The sequence below is a fragment of the Frigoribacterium sp. NBH87 genome (assembly GCF_014217665.1).
GTDB lineage: Bacteria > Actinomycetota > Actinomycetes > Actinomycetales > Microbacteriaceae > Frigoribacterium > Frigoribacterium endophyticum.
This window is the reverse complement of the sequence record NZ_CP043650.1, coordinates 2,536,020-2,551,001: the sequence shown is the minus strand read 5'-3', so window position 1 is coordinate 2,551,001 and position 14,982 is coordinate 2,536,020. Positions and strand designations below refer to the sequence as shown.

General features: G+C 76.9%; 14 protein-coding genes. 8 read left to right on the top strand and 6 right to left on the bottom strand.

Annotated features, from left to right (window positions below; translation table 11 throughout):
- Positions 1 to 103 precede the first annotated feature (103 nt).
- Both F1C15_RS16215 and F1C15_RS11890 read right to left on the bottom strand, forming a co-directional pair.
- On the bottom strand, positions 104 to 772 hold the full coding sequence (locus F1C15_RS16215) for a class F sortase (protein ID WP_255465222.1): 669 nt from the start codon (positions 770 to 772) through the stop codon (positions 104 to 106).
- 5 nt (positions 773 to 777) lie between these two features.
- On the bottom strand, positions 778 to 1,500 hold the full coding sequence (locus F1C15_RS11890; protein ID WP_185231399.1) for a CHRD domain-containing protein: 723 nt from the start codon (positions 1,498 to 1,500) through the stop codon (positions 778 to 780).
- 193 nt (positions 1,501 to 1,693) lie between these two features.
- On the opposite strand from F1C15_RS11890, the gene F1C15_RS11885 reads away from it, so the two are divergent.
- Positions 1,694 to 2,290, top strand: coding sequence for a sigma-70 family RNA polymerase sigma factor (locus F1C15_RS11885; RefSeq protein ID WP_185231398.1), 597 nt, complete (start codon positions 1,694 to 1,696; stop codon positions 2,288 to 2,290).
- Complete coding sequence (locus F1C15_RS11880; RefSeq protein ID WP_185231397.1) at positions 2,283 to 3,107, top strand: hypothetical protein; 825 nt, start codon at positions 2,283 to 2,285, stop codon at positions 3,105 to 3,107. The genes F1C15_RS11885 and F1C15_RS11880 overlap by 8 nt, the downstream gene beginning before the upstream one ends.
- A gap of 188 nt (positions 3,108 to 3,295) precedes the next feature.
- Here the strand turns inward: F1C15_RS11880 and F1C15_RS11875 are convergent, their stop codons facing one another.
- Complete coding sequence (locus F1C15_RS11875; RefSeq protein WP_185231396.1) at positions 3,296 to 4,237, bottom strand: serine hydrolase; 942 nt, start codon at positions 4,235 to 4,237, stop codon at positions 3,296 to 3,298.
- 159 nt (positions 4,238 to 4,396) lie between these two features.
- On the opposite strand from F1C15_RS11875, the gene F1C15_RS11870 reads away from it, so the two are divergent.
- Both F1C15_RS11870 and F1C15_RS11865 read left to right on the top strand, forming a co-directional pair.
- The gene (locus tag F1C15_RS11870) at positions 4,397 to 6,667 is read left to right on the top strand and encodes a glycosyltransferase (protein ID WP_185231395.1); all 2,271 of its coding nucleotides are present in this window, start codon (positions 4,397 to 4,399) and stop codon (positions 6,665 to 6,667) included.
- Positions 6,664 to 7,989 carry a glycosyltransferase gene (locus F1C15_RS11865; protein ID WP_185231394.1) on the top strand — a complete coding sequence of 442 codons (1,326 nt, stop codon included), beginning with the start codon at positions 6,664 to 6,666 and terminating at the stop codon, positions 7,987 to 7,989. Before F1C15_RS11870 ends, F1C15_RS11865 begins: the two co-directional genes overlap by 4 nt.
- A 35-nt stretch (positions 7,990 to 8,024) precedes the next feature.
- Here F1C15_RS11865 and F1C15_RS11860 read toward each other — a convergent pair whose 3' ends face one another.
- Complete coding sequence (locus F1C15_RS11860) at positions 8,025 to 8,687, bottom strand: hypothetical protein (protein ID WP_167258047.1); 663 nt, start codon at positions 8,685 to 8,687, stop codon at positions 8,025 to 8,027.
- A gap of 327 nt (positions 8,688 to 9,014) precedes the next feature.
- Positions 9,015 to 9,665, bottom strand: a complete 651-nt coding sequence (locus F1C15_RS11855) for a hypothetical protein (protein ID WP_185231393.1) — start codon at positions 9,663 to 9,665, stop codon at positions 9,015 to 9,017.
- A gap of 149 nt (positions 9,666 to 9,814) precedes the next feature.
- On the opposite strand from F1C15_RS11855, the gene F1C15_RS11850 reads away from it, so the two are divergent.
- Together F1C15_RS11850 and F1C15_RS11845 are read left to right on the top strand one after the other, a co-directional pair.
- Positions 9,815 to 10,483, top strand: a complete 669-nt coding sequence (locus F1C15_RS11850; protein ID WP_185231392.1) for a response regulator transcription factor — start codon at positions 9,815 to 9,817, stop codon at positions 10,481 to 10,483.
- Positions 10,480 to 12,141, top strand: coding sequence for a HAMP domain-containing sensor histidine kinase (locus F1C15_RS11845; RefSeq protein ID WP_185231391.1), 1,662 nt, complete (start codon positions 10,480 to 10,482; stop codon positions 12,139 to 12,141). Before F1C15_RS11850 ends, F1C15_RS11845 begins: the two co-directional genes overlap by 4 nt.
- Positions 12,142 to 12,210: 69 nt before the next feature.
- Here the strand turns inward: F1C15_RS11845 and F1C15_RS11840 are convergent, their stop codons facing one another.
- On the bottom strand, positions 12,211 to 12,789 hold the full coding sequence (locus F1C15_RS11840) for a PadR family transcriptional regulator (protein ID WP_185231390.1): 579 nt from the start codon (positions 12,787 to 12,789) through the stop codon (positions 12,211 to 12,213).
- 220 nt (positions 12,790 to 13,009) lie between these two features.
- Between F1C15_RS11840 and F1C15_RS11835 the strand changes: the two genes are divergently transcribed.
- Together F1C15_RS11835 and F1C15_RS11830 are read left to right on the top strand one after the other, a co-directional pair.
- Entirely contained in the window at positions 13,010 to 13,855 is an 846-nt protein-coding gene (locus F1C15_RS11835) for a Cof-type HAD-IIB family hydrolase (RefSeq protein ID WP_255465220.1), read from the top strand.
- A 49-nt stretch (positions 13,856 to 13,904) separates the two neighbouring features.
- Positions 13,905 to 14,873, top strand: coding sequence for a hypothetical protein (locus F1C15_RS11830; protein ID WP_185231388.1), 969 nt, complete (start codon positions 13,905 to 13,907; stop codon positions 14,871 to 14,873).
- The last annotated feature ends 109 nt before the right edge of the window (positions 14,874 to 14,982 follow it).

The following is a 14,982-nucleotide window of genomic DNA, read 5'->3' as shown; positions in this document are numbered from 1 at the left end:
AGGAGGCGCGGACCGGGCCCGCGCCTCCTCGACGGTAGTGCACCGCAGGTGGCCCGCCGCACGGGCCCCGGGCGCTGCGCGGCCGGCTACCCCACGCGGCCGGCTACCCCACGCGGTCGGCGAAGACGACGCGGTTCTGGTCGTAGTGGCCCGATCCGCGGTCGAAGACCCCGCCGCAGGTGATGAGCCGCAGCTCGTCGGTCGGCTGCGCCCCGAACACCCGGGCGGTGGGGAACTCGGCCTTCGGCACGTCCACCACCTCCGACACGACGTAGCGCGCGACGCCGCCGTCGACGTCGGTCAGCACGACCTCGTCGCCGACGACGAGCTCGTCGAGCCGCGCGAACACGGCGGGCCCCGAGGCCGAGTCGACGTGGCCGGCGACGACGGTCGGACCGCGCCCGCCGGGGCGCCCTCCCCCGGTGAACCAGCCCACGTCGTCGGCGTCGACGGGCACCTCCATCGCGCCCGAGGCGTCGAGCCCCAGGTCGATCAGCGGCTCGGAGAGCCCGATCGCGGCGACGTCGACGCGCGCCGGCGCGACGCCGACGGCCGGCACCGCCGCCGACTCCGGTTCGGCCGACGCGGGCGGTGCCGTCGCCGCGCTCGGCGACGAGGCGGGGTCGGGCGCCGGGGCGGGAGCCGACGGAGTCGCGGTGCGGGCCCCGGCACCGGTCGCGTCAGCGGCGACCCCGGCCCCCGTGCCCGAGCACCCGGTCAGCACGGCCAGCACGACGGCCGCCGCGGCGAGCGCCGGCAGCGGCCGTCGCACGCGGGTCAGCCTTCCTGGGCGTGACGGCGGCGGACGGCGATCCACGCCGCCGTGCCGAGGACGCCGACCAGCCCGAGCGCACCCGCGCCGAGCGCGAGGTCCGAGCCGGTGCCGGCCTGCGCCGCGCCTCCGAAGCCGGTGTCGACGCCGCCGACGGGCACCTGCGTCAGCTGGCCGCGGACGACGCCCGAGGTGAACGCGGCGGTGTGCGAGTCACCGGTGAACGACGCCGGGTCGGCCTCGATCTGGGCCAGCGTGAAGCCGGTGCCGGTGTCGGCCCCCGCGTCGTTCATGACGCCGGTGGTGAAGGGGCCCTGCAGGCAGCCGCTGCTGGTGCGGGTGCCGTCGCCCTGGTCGACGGGGTTCGCGAAGGCGATGCGGGGCGGGCCCGACTTGCCGACCGCGGCCTGGTGGAGGTGCGTCGCCGTCTTCGCCGGGCTCATGTAGTCGCCCGTCACGCCCGTGAGGGTGATGTCGTAGCAGATGATCTCCTGGTCGCTGTTGATCCGGAAGTCGAACGTGCCCGTCGCGCCGGCCTCGCCCGGCGCCGGGGCGCCCGCGGTCGAGATGACCTGGTCGGGCGTCGCCATGACGGTGAACGCGCTGGTGAACGTGGACGGGGCCTGCACCTCGGTCTCCGCCGACGCGGGCGCGGCGGCGAGCAGGGTGAAGGCGGCCGCGGCGGCTCCTCCGATGGTCAGGATGCGGATGGATCGCTTCTTGGACATTCGTCTGCCTCTCGACGGGAGCCGCCCGGTCGGGCGCGCTTCTGCAGGGAGGTACGCCGGAGGGCGGGGCCGCGTTCACCCGAGTCCCGAGAATTCTCGGAACCGTCCTGGGGGCGGGTGAACGGAGCCGCCCGGTCGGTCGTATCCCCCTCGAGGGCGACGACCGGTGCGCCCCTACAGTGGGAGGCACCCGATGACGCTCACGCTGACGCGTCCCGCACCCGCACCCGCACCCGAGTGGAGCCCGATGAGCACGCCCGAGCCCGGCGTCGACGTGCACCCCGTCGACCTGCCGACCTTCGACGTGCCGTCGGCGTTCGCCGAGCACGGCTCGGCCCTGCTCGGCTTCGCGGTCAACGCGCTCCGCGACCGCAGCGCCGCGGAGGACTGCGTGCAGGAGACGTTCCTCCGCGCCTGGCGGTCGCGCGACTCCTTCGACCCGGCCCTCGGCAGCGAGCGCACCTGGCTCTTCACCATCCAGCGACGCGTCGTGCTCGACGCCCTCCGTGCCCGGGCCCGCCGGCCGGCGCTCGTCGAGCACGACGACCAGCTCGACGTGCCGGCCGAGACGGGGGCGGACCCGCTCGACCGGCTCGGCATCGTCGAGGGGCTCGCCCGCCTCAGCGCGGAGCACCGGGAGGCGGTGGTCGCCGTGCACCTGACCGGCCTCAGCTACCAGGAGTTCTCGGCCGCCACCGGCGTGCCGGTCGCCACGCTCCGCACCCGTGTCTTCTACGCGCTCCGCGCGCTCCGCTCGCACCTCGACGAAGGGGACCAGACCGATGCCTGAACCGATGCCCGGGACCCCCGGCTCCGACGACCGACGGGCCGAGCTCGTCGCCGCGGCCCTCGGCGACGACCTCAGCCCGGCCGAGGCCGACGAGTTCGCGCGGCTGCGGGCGGCCGACCCCACGATCGACCGCGAGCTCGCCGAGCTGGGCGGGCTGCCCGGCGCCCTCGCCGGACTCGGATCGTGGCAGGACGTCGAGCCGAGCGCCGAGCTGCGCCGCCGGGTCGAGGGAGTCGCGGGGGCGGAGGCGCCCGGAGCGACCGCCTCGACGACGGGGCCGGCCGCGGTCGCCGGCACCGAGCCTCCGGCACCCTGGGCCCCCCGGGCACCCGGCCACGCCTCCGCACCCGCGCCCACGGCGCCCTCGGCCCCGGTGACGCCGCTGCGGCCGCGGCGCCGACCGCTGCTCACCGTGCTCGGCGCCGCCGCCTGCCTCGCGCTGGGAGCGGGCGTCGGCGCGCTCGTGGCCGCCCCGCGCGACTCGACGCCCGAGGGGCCGGCCGGCACGCTCGGGGTCGTCGAGCCGATCGACTTCGCGGGGGCGCCGACCGGCGTGCGCGTCGAGGGCGACCTCGTCGCGCACACCTGGGGCACCGAGACGCTGCTGACCGTGACGGGCCTGCCCGTGGGCACGGCGTTCTCGGTCGTCGTGATCGACGACGAGGGCGGGGAGCACCCCTCGGGCGCCTTCCTCGGCACGGAGGTCGAGATCGACTGCCAGCTCAACGCGGCGGTGACGCGCGACCACGTCCGGTCGGTGGAGATCCGCGGGGCCGACGGCGAGCTCGCGGTCGCCGCGGTGCCCGCGGTCGCCTGAGCCGTCCGTCGGTCGGTACGTCCGGCCGTCCGAACGGGGGGGGTGCAAGGGCGGGTCGGCGGGTCGAGGTCCTCGTGGGCGGGTCGGGGCCGACCCGCCCACGAGGACGGCGACCCGCCGCACTCCGGGGGGAGAGCACCCACGAGGACGGCGACCCGCCCGCTGCGGCGGGTCGAGGTCAGCGCAGGTCAGCGCTCCGCCGCGGACGGCCCCTCCCGCAGCCCCTCGAGCTCGCGGACGACCGCGGCCGCGACGGCGTCGGCCCGCTCGTGGTCGTCGGCGGTGATCGTGACGACCGCGTCGTCGACGACGAGCACCAGTTGGCCGAGCGCGCCGTGCAGGCGCCAGGCCGAGCCGGGGCCGCTCCACGCACCGAGGCCGTAGCGCTCGTAGCCCGGGCTCGTGCCCGCCGCGACCCAGCCCGAGTGCACGGCCGCGGCGGTCTCCTCCGACACGACGCGCCTCCCTCGCCAGGCCCCGCCGTCGCGGAGCAGCCGGCCCAGCCGCGCCACCTCCTCCGTGCGGAGCGCGAGCCCGTCGCCGGCGGTGACGAAGCCGAGCGGGCAGCGCTCCCAGGCCACGTCGTCGAGGCCGAGGGGGCCGAGGAGTCGCGGGCTGAGGAAGTCGACGACGTCGCCCACCCGGGTCGCCAGCACCCGCATCGCGGTGTACGTGCTCGCGTTCGAGTACTGGAACACGCGGCCCCGCGACGGTCGGCCGACGAACTCGAGCGCGAGGTCGGGCCAGTCGGTCATCAGGGTGGGCGACCACGGGAGGTCGACGCCGCTCGTCATCGAGAGCAGGTGGCGGAGCGTGACACGGTCGACGCCCTCGCCGAGCTCGGCGCCGGGCAGCCACGCCGCGACGGGCTCGTCGAGCGAGAGCCGGCCCTCGTCGGCGGCGATCCCCGCCGCGAGCGCGCAGACGGCCTTGGCGACCGAGTGCACCTCGCGCCGGACGTCGGGCGACCAGCGGTGCTCAGCCACGTCGTCGCCGACGAGCACGTGCAGCCCGTGCGCGCGGAAGCCCGCGAGCTCGACCTCGGCGACGAGGTGGTCCCGGACGGTCTCGGCCCGGGTCCGGGCGCCGGTCGGGGCACCGGTCGGGGCGCGGTCGGGGGTGCGGGTCACCGCCCGAGTCTGCCGTGCCGGGCACCGGGGCACCAGGTGGGGCGGGGCGCCCCGCACGGCGTTCCCAGGCCACGCACCGCCCGCTCCCCGCTATCGTCGGATCGGCCCCGCACCCGGAGCCGGCGAGCCGGACGACCCCCGGCCGCGAGAGGGGCTCCCGTGGGCATCCAGACTTCGCTCGACGCCGTCCACCAGGCGACCGGCCTCGTCGAGTCCATGCGCCTCGCCGACGACCTCGCGTTCGAGGCCGCGCGCACGGGCGGCACGCGCACCATCCGCCTGCTCACCGGCGCCCTCGGCAGCAGCGACCAGCTCGTCGCCATCGCCGCGACGCACGCGCTCGCGCAGGTGCACGACGAGCAGGCCGACCTCGCGCTCAGCGCCGTGCTCTCGAGCGAGCGCGCCTTCCTCCGTGAGCACGCCGCCTGGGCGCTGTCGTCGCGCCTCCCCCGCCCCGAGACCGTCGGCCGCCTGCTGGCGCTCGTCGTCGAGGGCGGCTTCGTCGGCATGCTCGCGCAGCGCACCCTCGAGCAGTGGTCCGACGCCGCCCCCGACCTCGTGGCCGTGTCGGTCGAGGGCAGCCTGATCGGCGTCCGGGACGCGGAGGCGCGCTACCGGCTGGTCGAGACGCTCGGCCTCGTGCGCGACCGGATCGCGACGCGCCCGCTGCTCGCCGTCGCCGGCGACGAGGGTGAGTGCGAGCACGTGCGCGTCGCCGCCGTCTCGGCCCTCGGCCAGCGCCGCGGCGCCCCCGGGGTGGCCGTCGCGCTCGAGCGCTGGGCCGACGGCGAGGGCTACCTCGCCGACGTCGCCCGGCTCGCCCTCGTCGACCTGGCCGCGGGCCCCGGCTCCGCCGCCGGCGCCGACGACGCCGCCGAGCGCGGCCTCACGGTCGCGCAGCTCTTCCTCCACGCCGACATTGACGCCGACCTCACCGCGGCCGGCAGCGGCGACAACGGGGGCATCGCGACCCTGCTGGTGCGGCTCGGCGACGCGCTCGTGGCCGACACGGCCGAGCACCCGGTCGACGTGCGGCCGGAGGCGGTCTCGCCCCGCGACTCCTCGACGGCCTCCCGGCTGCCCACATCAGCGGGAGGCGCGGTGCACGACGGCCCGCCGCTCACCGTCAGCCGGGTGGTCACCCTCTCGCGGGGCTCGTCCGCCGGGGCGCTCGAGAGCGTCAGCGACCTCGCCGGCTACGACCGCGGCCACGTCTACGGGCGGGTGCCGCTGCTGAGCGGCCCCGTGCCCTCCGCCGCCGCCTGGCCGCTGCGCGTCGCGGCCCGCCGCGGCATCCGCCGCGTGCTGCGCGCCAGCGGCGGCGTCGACGTGCTGCACCTGCGCATGGCCGACGTCGGCAGCCTCGCCGCCGCCGACGTCGCGCGCGAGCTCGACGTGCCCGTGGTCTTCACGGTCGCGCCCGACCCGCACGCGGTCATCCAGTCGATGGACCTCGCGGGCGGCCTCACCCGCGAGAACTTCGGCGACGTCGACGTCAAGGAGCACTTCTGGTTCCGCGCGAGGCTCGTGCAGCAGCTCGCCTCGAACGCGTCGCACACCGTGCTCTTCCCCCGCCCCGAGCTCGCCGCCGACCTGCGCGACCTCGTCGGCATCGACATCACGTCGCACCCCGAGCGCCACACGATCGTGCCCGAGGGCATCGACCTCGCGGTGGTCGACCGGGCGGTCGCCGAGGCCGCCGCCCACGCCGCCGGACAGCCGGCGACCCCGCCCCTGGCGGAGCTGCGCGAGCTGCTCGAGACGCTGCCCGCCGAGCGCCGTGACCTGCCGCTCGTCGTCAGCGTGGGGCGCTTCCACCGCGTCAAGGGCATGGCGACGATCGTCGACGCCTGGGCCCGCGGCCCGCTCCGCGACCGGGCGAACCTGCTGCTCGTGGGCGGTGACCTGACGAACCCGTCACCGGACGAGCGGGAGCAGCTCGAGCTCATCCACGCGACCCTCCCTCGGGAGACGCACCGCGCCTCCGGCCTGCTGCTGCCGGGGCACCGCCCCAACGACACCGTCGCCCGCTGGGTCGCCGCCGCCCGCTTCGGCGTGCCCGGCCTCGCCGCCCCGCGCGGCGTCTACGTCTGCGGCAGCCTCAAGGAGGAGTTCGGCATCGCCCTGCTCGAGGCGATGGGCTCGGGCCTGTTCGTCGTCGCCCCCGACGGCGGCGGCCCGTCGACCTACGTCGAGCGCGACGTCACCGGCGTGCTGACCAGCACCTGGGACGTCGACGCGCTCTCCGCCGCGATGGCCCGCGCGGTCGGGCTGGCGGCGGGCGAGCCCGACGACCAGAGGGCGGCGCGGTCGCGAGCCACCGTGGAGCGCAGCTTCACGATCCAGGCGATGGCGGCGGCCCTGGCCTCGGTCTACGGCGGCGTGCACCTCGACGAGGTCGCGGCCCTCGACACGGCGTGGCTCCGATGACGCTCCTGGTGATCTCGCCCGACTACGCGTCGCACCTGCTGCCGCTGGCGACGCTCGCGACGGCCTGGCGCGACCGCGGCGAGCGCGTCGTCGTCGCGACCGGCGAGGCGACGGCAGGGATCGTGGCGTCGTTCGGGTTCGAGCGGGCGCACCTGCAGCTGGCGCGCGGCTCGAACCCCGGTGTGATCCGCGCCGAGGAGCAGCCTGCGGGCGAGGACGACTCGCTGCGCGGCTTCTTCGACGCGACCCGTCGCGGCGGCGTCGAGACCCTCGCCTACCAGGCGCGCGAGCGGCTCACCGACCTCATGTGGCAGCCCGTCGAGACCGCCCGCGCGGTGCAGGCGGTCGTCGCGGAGGTGCAGCCCGACGCCGTCATGGTCGACCACCTGGCCTTCAGCGCCCGGCTGGCGCTCGTCGCCGGGCACGTGCCGCACACCGACGTGGTGCTCGGGCACCCCTCGGCGCTGCCCTTCGGCGACGAGGTCTACGGCCTGCCGCCGGAGTGGCCCGCGGGCTGGGAGGCGGGGCTCGACCCGGCCGCGCTGGCCGACCTGCGCTCCCTCTGCGACCGGGTGAGCGCCTCCTTCACCCGGGAGTGGAACACCGCCCTGGCCGAGCTCGACCCCGCCGCGGCCCCCTCAGCGTCGGCGTTCTCGGAGCACGGCGACCTGCTGCTCTACAACTACCCGGCGGAGCTCGCCGACCCGGAGCGCACGCCGCTGCTGCCGCCGCACGCCCACCTGGGCTCCGCGGTGCGCGAGGAGCCGCTCGACCCCGAGGTGGAGGAGTGGCTGGCCTCGAGCGACGAGCCGTTCGTCTACGTGAGCTTCGGCAGCTTCCTGTCGGTGCGGTCGGACGTGCTCGCCCGCGTCGCCGCGGCGCTCGACGGGCTGGGGGTGCGAGCCGCGATCGCGACGGGCTCCGCGGTGCCCGCCGACCTCGGCGAGCTGCCCGCGTCGTGGCTGGTGCGAGGGTTCCTGCCCCAGGTGCGGCTGCTCTCGCGGGCTGCCGCGGGCGTGACGCACGGGGGCAACAACAGCGTCACGGAGTCGATGACGCACGGGGTGCCGCTCGTGGTGCTGCCGTTCTCGACCGACCAGTTCGCGGGCGCCGCGGCGCTCGAGCGCACCGGCGTGGGCGTCGTGCTGCCGCCCAACACGGCCTCGGTCGACGAGCTGGCTGACGCGGTCGCGCACGTGCTCGACCTGCCGGAGGGCCCCCGGGAGGCGCTGGTCGCGCTCTCGGGGTCGCTGCGGCGGGAGCCGGGCCGGCTCCGTGCCCTCGCGGCGGTGGACGCCGCGGCGGCGGGCCGTCTGCGCTGAGCCCCGGGGCTGGGCGCTCCGCGCTGGGGCGGGCCTCAGGCGGCGGGGACCTGCAGGAAGGCGCGCATCGTGGCCTCGTCGACGGCGGCCTCGCGGTAGGCCTGCATCAGCGCGGCGTTGGCGTCGTACTGGGGGCCCTCACGCGACTCCGCCTGGTGGTGCAGCGCGAAGACGGCGCCCTCGTGGCGCACGGGGGCCTCGCCGAGCAGGGTCTCGTGCGCGAGGTACCAGGCGGCGTCCTCGAAGCCCCAGCCGCGGAAGCGCTCGTCCTGCCCGCCGTGGCTGCGCCAGGTGGCGGGGGTCGTCACGTAGACGCCCGAGCAGGCGCCGCGGACGAGCTCGTGGTCGCACTCCTCGAGCGGGGTGCCGTCGGCGAACTGGGCGCTGCCCGTCGCCCCGAGCCAGTGGTACGCCGTGTAGGGCAGGTGCACGCGGCCGGAGGTGCGGGCCGCGGCGACCGCGGCGAGCAGGGGCTCGAGCTGGGGCAGGGTGTCGGCGTCGGCGATGACGGCGACCTCGTCGGCGGCGACGCGGGAGACGCCGACGTTGCGGCAGCGCGCGAGGTTGAAGAGCTCGTCGTCGGTGTCGACGGGGACGATCTCGGCGTCGGGCAGGGCACGCCGCCACCAGGCGACGACGGTCTCGAAGGCCGGCACACGACTGGGCTGCGGACGCCACGGGATCACGACGGTCACCATGGGCGCGAGCTTACCGGCGGTGCGCGGTGCCGTCGTGCCGACCGGGCACCGGGGCGCCGGGGCGCCGGGGCGCCGGGGGGGGCGGGGGCGGAGCGCCGGGAGAACGCCGTCCAGGATCGCTGATCCACTCCGGAGTGGAGCAGCCCGCCACGCACGCGCGCCGTGCCCGGACCCTCGCTCCACTCCAGAGTGGAGCGACCGCACGCGCCGCGGAGTGGACATCGATCCGCTGATCCACTCCGGAGTGGATCAGCGGATCTGGACCGCACTTCCTGGTCGTGGCGGCGTCAGCCGCCGGGACCCGACGCTCGGCCGGGTCCCGCCTGCTCAGCTGCCGGTCGACGAGTCGTCGGCCGGCGCCTCGGGTGCACCCGTCGGAGCGGTCGGCGGCGTCGGCGCCGAACCGTCACCGGGCACCGGGGGCGTCGAGCCGTCGGTCGGCGGCGTGGGCGCCGAGCCGTCGGTCGGCGGCGCGGGCGGCGTGGGCCGGCCCTCGCCGAGCGGCCCGGCGGGCCCGTCGGCACCGTCGGCACCGGCCGGGCCGGCTCCGGGCCCGCCGGTCGCACCGGGGCCGCACTCCCCCGGTGCGGGCGGGGTCGGCGCGTCGGCGTCGGCCTCGTCCCCGGCCGGAGGCGCGGGCGGCGTGGGCGCCCCCGTCGCGTCGCCCTCGGCCTCGTCGCCCGTCGCCGACCCGCCCTGGTCGGGGCCGGTCGTCGACGGTGCGGTCGGCGTCGCCGAGCCAGCGCTCGGCGACGACGTGGCCGTCGAGGTGGCGCTCGTCGACCCGGAGCCGGACGAGCCGGGGCCCGCCGCGAACGCCGCCGTCGACCCGAGCGCCGCGACGCCGAGCACGCCGACGGCGAGCCCGATCACGAGGCGCGGTCGGCGCCGACGGAGCGAGCTGCCGGGGCCGGCGTCGGCGCGGCCGTCGCCGGGCACCGGCGGGAGGGGCTGGGTGGGGGTGTCGTCGTGGGTCATGTCGTCTCCTCGTCCGGCGGGCCCTCGGGGCGGGGCCTCTCGACCGGTTCTCCACCAGGTTCATCAGCGGTCCTGAAGCGGTGCTTAAGAACAGCGTTCGCCCAGGTGACGGGCTGCTCGCCCATGGACGGCCCGCCTACGGTCGAGGGATGCTGCCTCCCGCCCGCGTGCTCGTCGTCGACGACGACGACGCGATCCGCGCCTCCGTCGTGTCCGCCCTCGCCGCGGAGAGGTTCGCCGTCCGCGGCCTGGTGTCGGGCGAGCAGCTGGCGGACGAGCTCCACACCTTCGTGCCCGACCTCGTGGTGCTCGACTGGATGCTGCCGGGGCCGAGCGGCATCGTGCTCGCCGAGCGCGTGCGGCGGGCGAGCGACGCCGGCGTCATCATGATGACGGCGCGCGACGGCGTCGACGACCGGCTGCGGGGCTTCGGCGAGGGCGTCGACGACTACGTCGTGAAGCCGTTCGTGGTCGCCGAGCTCGTCGCCCGCGTGACGGCCGTGCTGCGCCGCCGCGGCCGCATCGCCGCCGTCATCGAGATCGACGACCTCGTCGTCGACCCCGACGCCGGCCTCGCCCGGCGGGGCGGGCACGACCTCGACCTCACGGCGACCGAGTTCCGGCTGCTGGCCCACCTCGCCGCGAGCCGGGGCCGCACCCTGTCGAAGACCCAGATCCTCACGCAGGTCTGGGGCTACGACCACGTCGACCCCAACCTCGTCGAGGTCCACCTCAGCGCCCTGCGCAAGAAGATGGAGGCTCACGGCCCGCGGCTCGTCCACACCGTCCGCGGCCTCGGCTACCAGGTGAGCGCGTGACGCCGTCCCTCTCGCGGGCCCGGCCGGCGTCGAAGACGGCGGCCGCGCCCGGGGCTCCGCTCCGCACCGGCTCGCTGCGGACCCGGACGGTCGTCGCCGTGACCGCCCTGCTCGCCGTCCTGCTGCTCGCCCTCGCGCTCACCGTCCAGGCCCTCGTCGGCGACCGCCTCCGTGCCCAGGTCGTCGAGCGCCTCGGCGACCGCGCCGCCGCGGCCGCCGCGCTCGTCGGCACGGTCGACGACGACGACCTCGCCGACCGACTGTCGGCGCAGGGCGTCTCCGTCGTCGTCACCAGCCCGGACGGAGGCGCGGTGACGGCGGGGCCCAGCCCCGACGACCTGAGGGCGGGGCCGGGAGCCGACCCCCTCGGGGAGCTGCCGGGACCGGCGGGCGGGCCCCGCGACTCCGGCAGCTCCACCGGCGGGACGACCGGCTCCGGGGGCACGACGCCGCCCGACCCCACCAGCACGGAACCCACCAGCGGCGACGCGACGGTGTCGGTGACGTCGAGCTCGGTCGTCGACGACGGCGACCTCATCCGCTACGAGGCCGTGCTCAGCGACGGCACCGAGCTGGCGCTGACCGCGGGCACCAGCTCGATCGACGACACGCTCGCCACCCTGCGCGGGGTGCTGCTCGGGGCGTCGGCGGCGTTCCTGCTGCTCGCGGCGGGAGCACTCGTGCTCGTCGTGCGGCGGACGCTCCGGCCCCTCGAGCGCATGACGGCCGTCGCCCGCTCCATCTCCGGCGGCGACCGCGGTCGTCGCCTGCGGCCCACGCGCCCGACCACCGAGCTGGGGCGCACGGCGGCCGCCTTCGACGAGATGCTCGACGACCTGGAGCGGGCCGAGGGGGCGGCGCTGGCCGCGGAGGCGCGGCTGCGGTCGTTCGTGTCGGACGCGGCCCACGAGCTGCGCACCCCGGTCGCCGGCATCCAGGCCGCCGCCGACACGCTCGTGCGGGCGCAGCTGGACGACGACGAACGGGAGCGCCTCACGGTGCACGTGGTGCGGGAGTCGCTGCGGGCCGGTCGGCTGATCGGCGACATGCTGCTGATGGCCCGGCTCGACGAGGGTCTCGCGCTCAACCCCCGCCCCCTCGACGTGGCCGAGGTGGCGCGCGGGGCGGCCGAGCGTCAGCGGGTGCGCGGCGGTGACGTCGCCGTCGAGGTCGTGACGGACGGGCCGGTGCCGCCGGTCTCCGGCGACCTCGACCGGCTCGGGCAGGTCGTCGGCAACCTCCTCGACAACGCCGTGCGCCACGCGCGGTCGTCGGTGCGGGTCTCGGTGGCGAGCCGCGGGGTCGACGACGACGGCCGGGGCGTGGACGACGCCGACCGCGAGCGCGTCTTCGACCGGCTCGTGCGCCTCGACGAGGCCCGGGCGCGCGGCGACGGCGGGTCGGGGCTCGGGCTGCCCATCGCGCGCGCGATCGCCCGGGCGCACGGCGGCGACGTGGTGTGCCTGCCGCGGGCCGCGGGCGGCGGGGCCGACCCGGGGCTCGGCGGCGCGCGCTTCGAGCTGCGGTTGCCGGCCGCGGCCCGGTCGGCCACGCAGTCGGCCGCGGCCGTGGCCCAGCGGACGTCAGCACAGACGGAGACGCCCCTCCATGCACACCCGACGTGGCATGGAGGAGCGGAGAGGAACAGACCCGAATGACCGTTCCTCTCGGGCGCCACCCGAAGGCGCCCTGTGGACGATGCCCACGGTCACCTAGTCTACCAGGGACTAGCCGAGGAGCCGGGCGACGGCGGGGGCTCCGCTCTCCGCGCTCCGCGCGTCCGGGTCGGCCCGACCGGCCTCGGCGGCGATGAGCTCCGCCGTCCACCGACGCTCGTCGTCCAGGACGGCCACGAGGCGGGCCGCGGCGAGGTCGCGGTGGCTGGCGGGCGCGTGCGCGTCGTGGGCGGCGACGAGCTCGCGAGCCGTGGCGAGCTTGTGCTCGACGGCGGACAGGCGCTCGCGCAGCACGGCGACCCGCGCCTCCGGCCCGACCTGGTCGAAGAGGCCGAAACGGACGGCGAACTCCTCGTCGTTCGCGGCCTTCTCGGCCGGCAGCGTCGAGATGCGCTCGACGAGCTGGCGGCGGCCCACCTCGGTGAGGCTGTAGGTGCGACGGGCCGGGCGCCCCTCCTGCTGCTCGACCGCGACGGTGACCGCGCCGCTCTCCTCGAAGCGCCGGAGCGCCGGGTAGAGCGAGTTGTTGCTGACCGTCGAGAGGCTCGGCCGCACCACGCGGCGCTTGAGCTCGTAGCCGTGCAGGGGCCCCTCCTGGAGCGTCGCGAGGACGAGGATGTCGAGGACCATCCCTCCAGTCTGGCGACGGCCGGCCCCGCTCCCCGGGCTCTCCGGGCGTGGACGCCCCTGTCCACCCGCGCTTTCACCCGTGCGGCCCGCGCGCCGCCGCCTCGCTCGTCCGCAGGGCGCACGGGGTGTCCCGGAGGCGCGGCGGGCCCCGCGCACCCCTCGCCTGCCCCGAGGAGGCGCGGTGCCGGCCACCCGCCCCGGTGCGGCAGAGTGGGTGACCGTGACCGACGACATCCCCGACATCCGACTCGTGGCCAGCGACATGGACGGCACCCTGCTCGACGGCGACGGGAACGTGCCCGACGACTTCTGGCCGCTGCTCGACGACCTCGAGCGGGCCGGCGTCCTGTTCGCCCCCGCGAGCGGGCGTCAGTACCAGACGCTCGTCGAGGTCTTCGGCGAGCGTCCGGGCCTCGTCTTCATCGCCGAGAACGGCACGAACGTCGTGCGGGAGGGCGTGACGATCGCGATCGAGCCCCTCGACCGCGAGAGCGTCGAGCCGGTCGTGGCCTGGGCCCGCGGGGAGGCGGGCGTCGGCGGTGCGGGCGACACCCAGCCGGCCGCCGGGCTGGTCGTCTGCGGGGCCAGGTCGGCGTACATCGAGCGGGTCGACCCCGAGTTCGTCTCGCACGTGCAGCGCTACTACGCGGCCCTCGAGGTCGTCGACGACGTGCTCGAGGCCTCCCGGCACGACGACGTGCTGAAGCTCGCGGTCTACGACCACGGCCGCGCCGAGGAGCGCACCGGTCCGGCGGTCCGGGCCCTGGGGCTCGACGTCGACGTCGTCGTCTCCGGAGCGAACTGGGTCGACGTCATGCGCCGCGGCGTGAACAAGGGCCGCGCCCTCGAGCGGCTGCAGCGTGAGCTCGGCGTGACCCGCGAGCAGACGATGGCCTTCGGCGACTACCTCAACGACCTCGAGCTCGTCGAGGCGGCCGGCTGGTCGTACGCGGTCGAGAACGCCCACCCTCTCGTGCGCGAGCGCGCCCGCCACGGGGCCCCCGCGAACACCGAGGGCGGCGTGCTGACGACGATCCGGGCGGTGCTGCCCCACCTGGGGCGCTGAGCCCGGCCGGTGCGGGGCCGGTGTCGGAGGCCGCGGCTAGCGTGACGCCGTGCCGGAACCGATCGCGAGGTGGTGGGCGCGACGCCAGTGGTCGCGCGGCACCGACGTGCCCTACGAGGTCGGGCGGTTCCGCGAGGCGTGGGCGTCGTTCCCCGTGCTGATCCGGCAGTACCGGCCCGAGTTCAACGGCGGCGTCGTGCTGACGCAGATCCCGCCCGCCGCCGACGTGTGGCTCACCTGGCTCTGCGACGCCGGCCACCTCGTCGTGGCGACGCCCGACGAGCAGCGGTCACGGCCGGGCCGCGAACGACGGCGGTCGTCGTGGTGCCCCGACTGCACCGAGCTCGCCCGGCCCCGCACGCCGAGCCTGCCGATGGCGGCGACGGTGCGCCTGCCGGGTGACAGCCCCCTCGTCACGGGGCCCGTGGAGCAGCCGAGCGGAGGCTCGACCCGGGGCCGCGAGCTCGAGGCGACCTGGGCGAACCGCCGGTCGACGGCAGGCGCCTCGGGCGGGCGACCGGTGCGGTCCCGCGCGCCCCGCGCCTCCCCCGGGCTCTGCCGCGCGACGCCCGACCTGCCGCCGGGCGAGCCGTTCGTCAGCAGCTGCGCACCGCCTCCGGCCTCCGCCGTCGAGGCGCAGCTGCGGGCCGACCTCACCGAGCGGCTGGAGTTCACGCCGGGGCAGAACGCCGTCCGGCTCGGCAAGCCGTTCTTCGACCACGTCGAGGCCTGGCCCGACATCGTGCTGCCCGAGCTGCGGGTGGCGATCGAGTACGACAGCACCGGGCGGCACGGGCTCGAGCACGTGGGGAAGCGCGAGGACGCCGACCGCCGGAAGGACCGCGCCCTGCGCGGCGTCGGCTGGGAGGTGGTGCGCGTGCGGACGGGCAAGCTGCCCGCGCTCGGGCCGTACGACCTTCAGGTCGGCGGCCTGGGGCGCACGACGGTGCCGCTGCTGCTCGACCGGCTGCGCGAGATCCGCGGCGACCTCCTCGTCGACGCCTGGCTGCGCCGCTGACGCTGCGCGCGGCGTCGCGTCGCGTCGCGTCGCGTCGCGGACATCGAGGTGACTCGTCCTGGACCTCCGCCACGGCGGAGAAGCCAGGTCGAGTCACCTCGACGCGGCT

Excerpts from the sequence above, each read along its gene's own strand:
- F1C15_RS11890 (WP_185231399.1), bottom strand. The coding sequence starts at position 1,500 with ATGTCCAAGAAGCGATCCATCCGCATCCTGACCATCGGAGGAGCCGCC.
- F1C15_RS11885 (WP_185231398.1), top strand. The coding sequence starts at position 1,694 with ATGACGCTCACGCTGACGCGTCCCGCACCCGCACCCGCACCCGAGTGG.
- F1C15_RS11880 (WP_185231397.1), top strand. The coding sequence starts at position 2,283 with ATGCCTGAACCGATGCCCGGGACCCCCGGCTCCGACGACCGACGGGCC.
- F1C15_RS11865 (WP_185231394.1), top strand. The coding sequence starts at position 6,664 with ATGACGCTCCTGGTGATCTCGCCCGACTACGCGTCGCACCTGCTGCCG.
- F1C15_RS11860 (WP_167258047.1), bottom strand. The coding sequence starts at position 8,687 with ATGGTGACCGTCGTGATCCCGTGGCGTCCGCAGCCCAGTCGTGTGCCG.
- F1C15_RS11855 (WP_185231393.1), bottom strand. The coding sequence starts at position 9,665 with ATGACCCACGACGACACCCCCACCCAGCCCCTCCCGCCGGTGCCCGGC.
- F1C15_RS11850 (WP_185231392.1), top strand. The coding sequence starts at position 9,815 with ATGCTGCCTCCCGCCCGCGTGCTCGTCGTCGACGACGACGACGCGATC.
- F1C15_RS11840 (WP_185231390.1), bottom strand. The coding sequence starts at position 12,789 with ATGGTCCTCGACATCCTCGTCCTCGCGACGCTCCAGGAGGGGCCCCTG.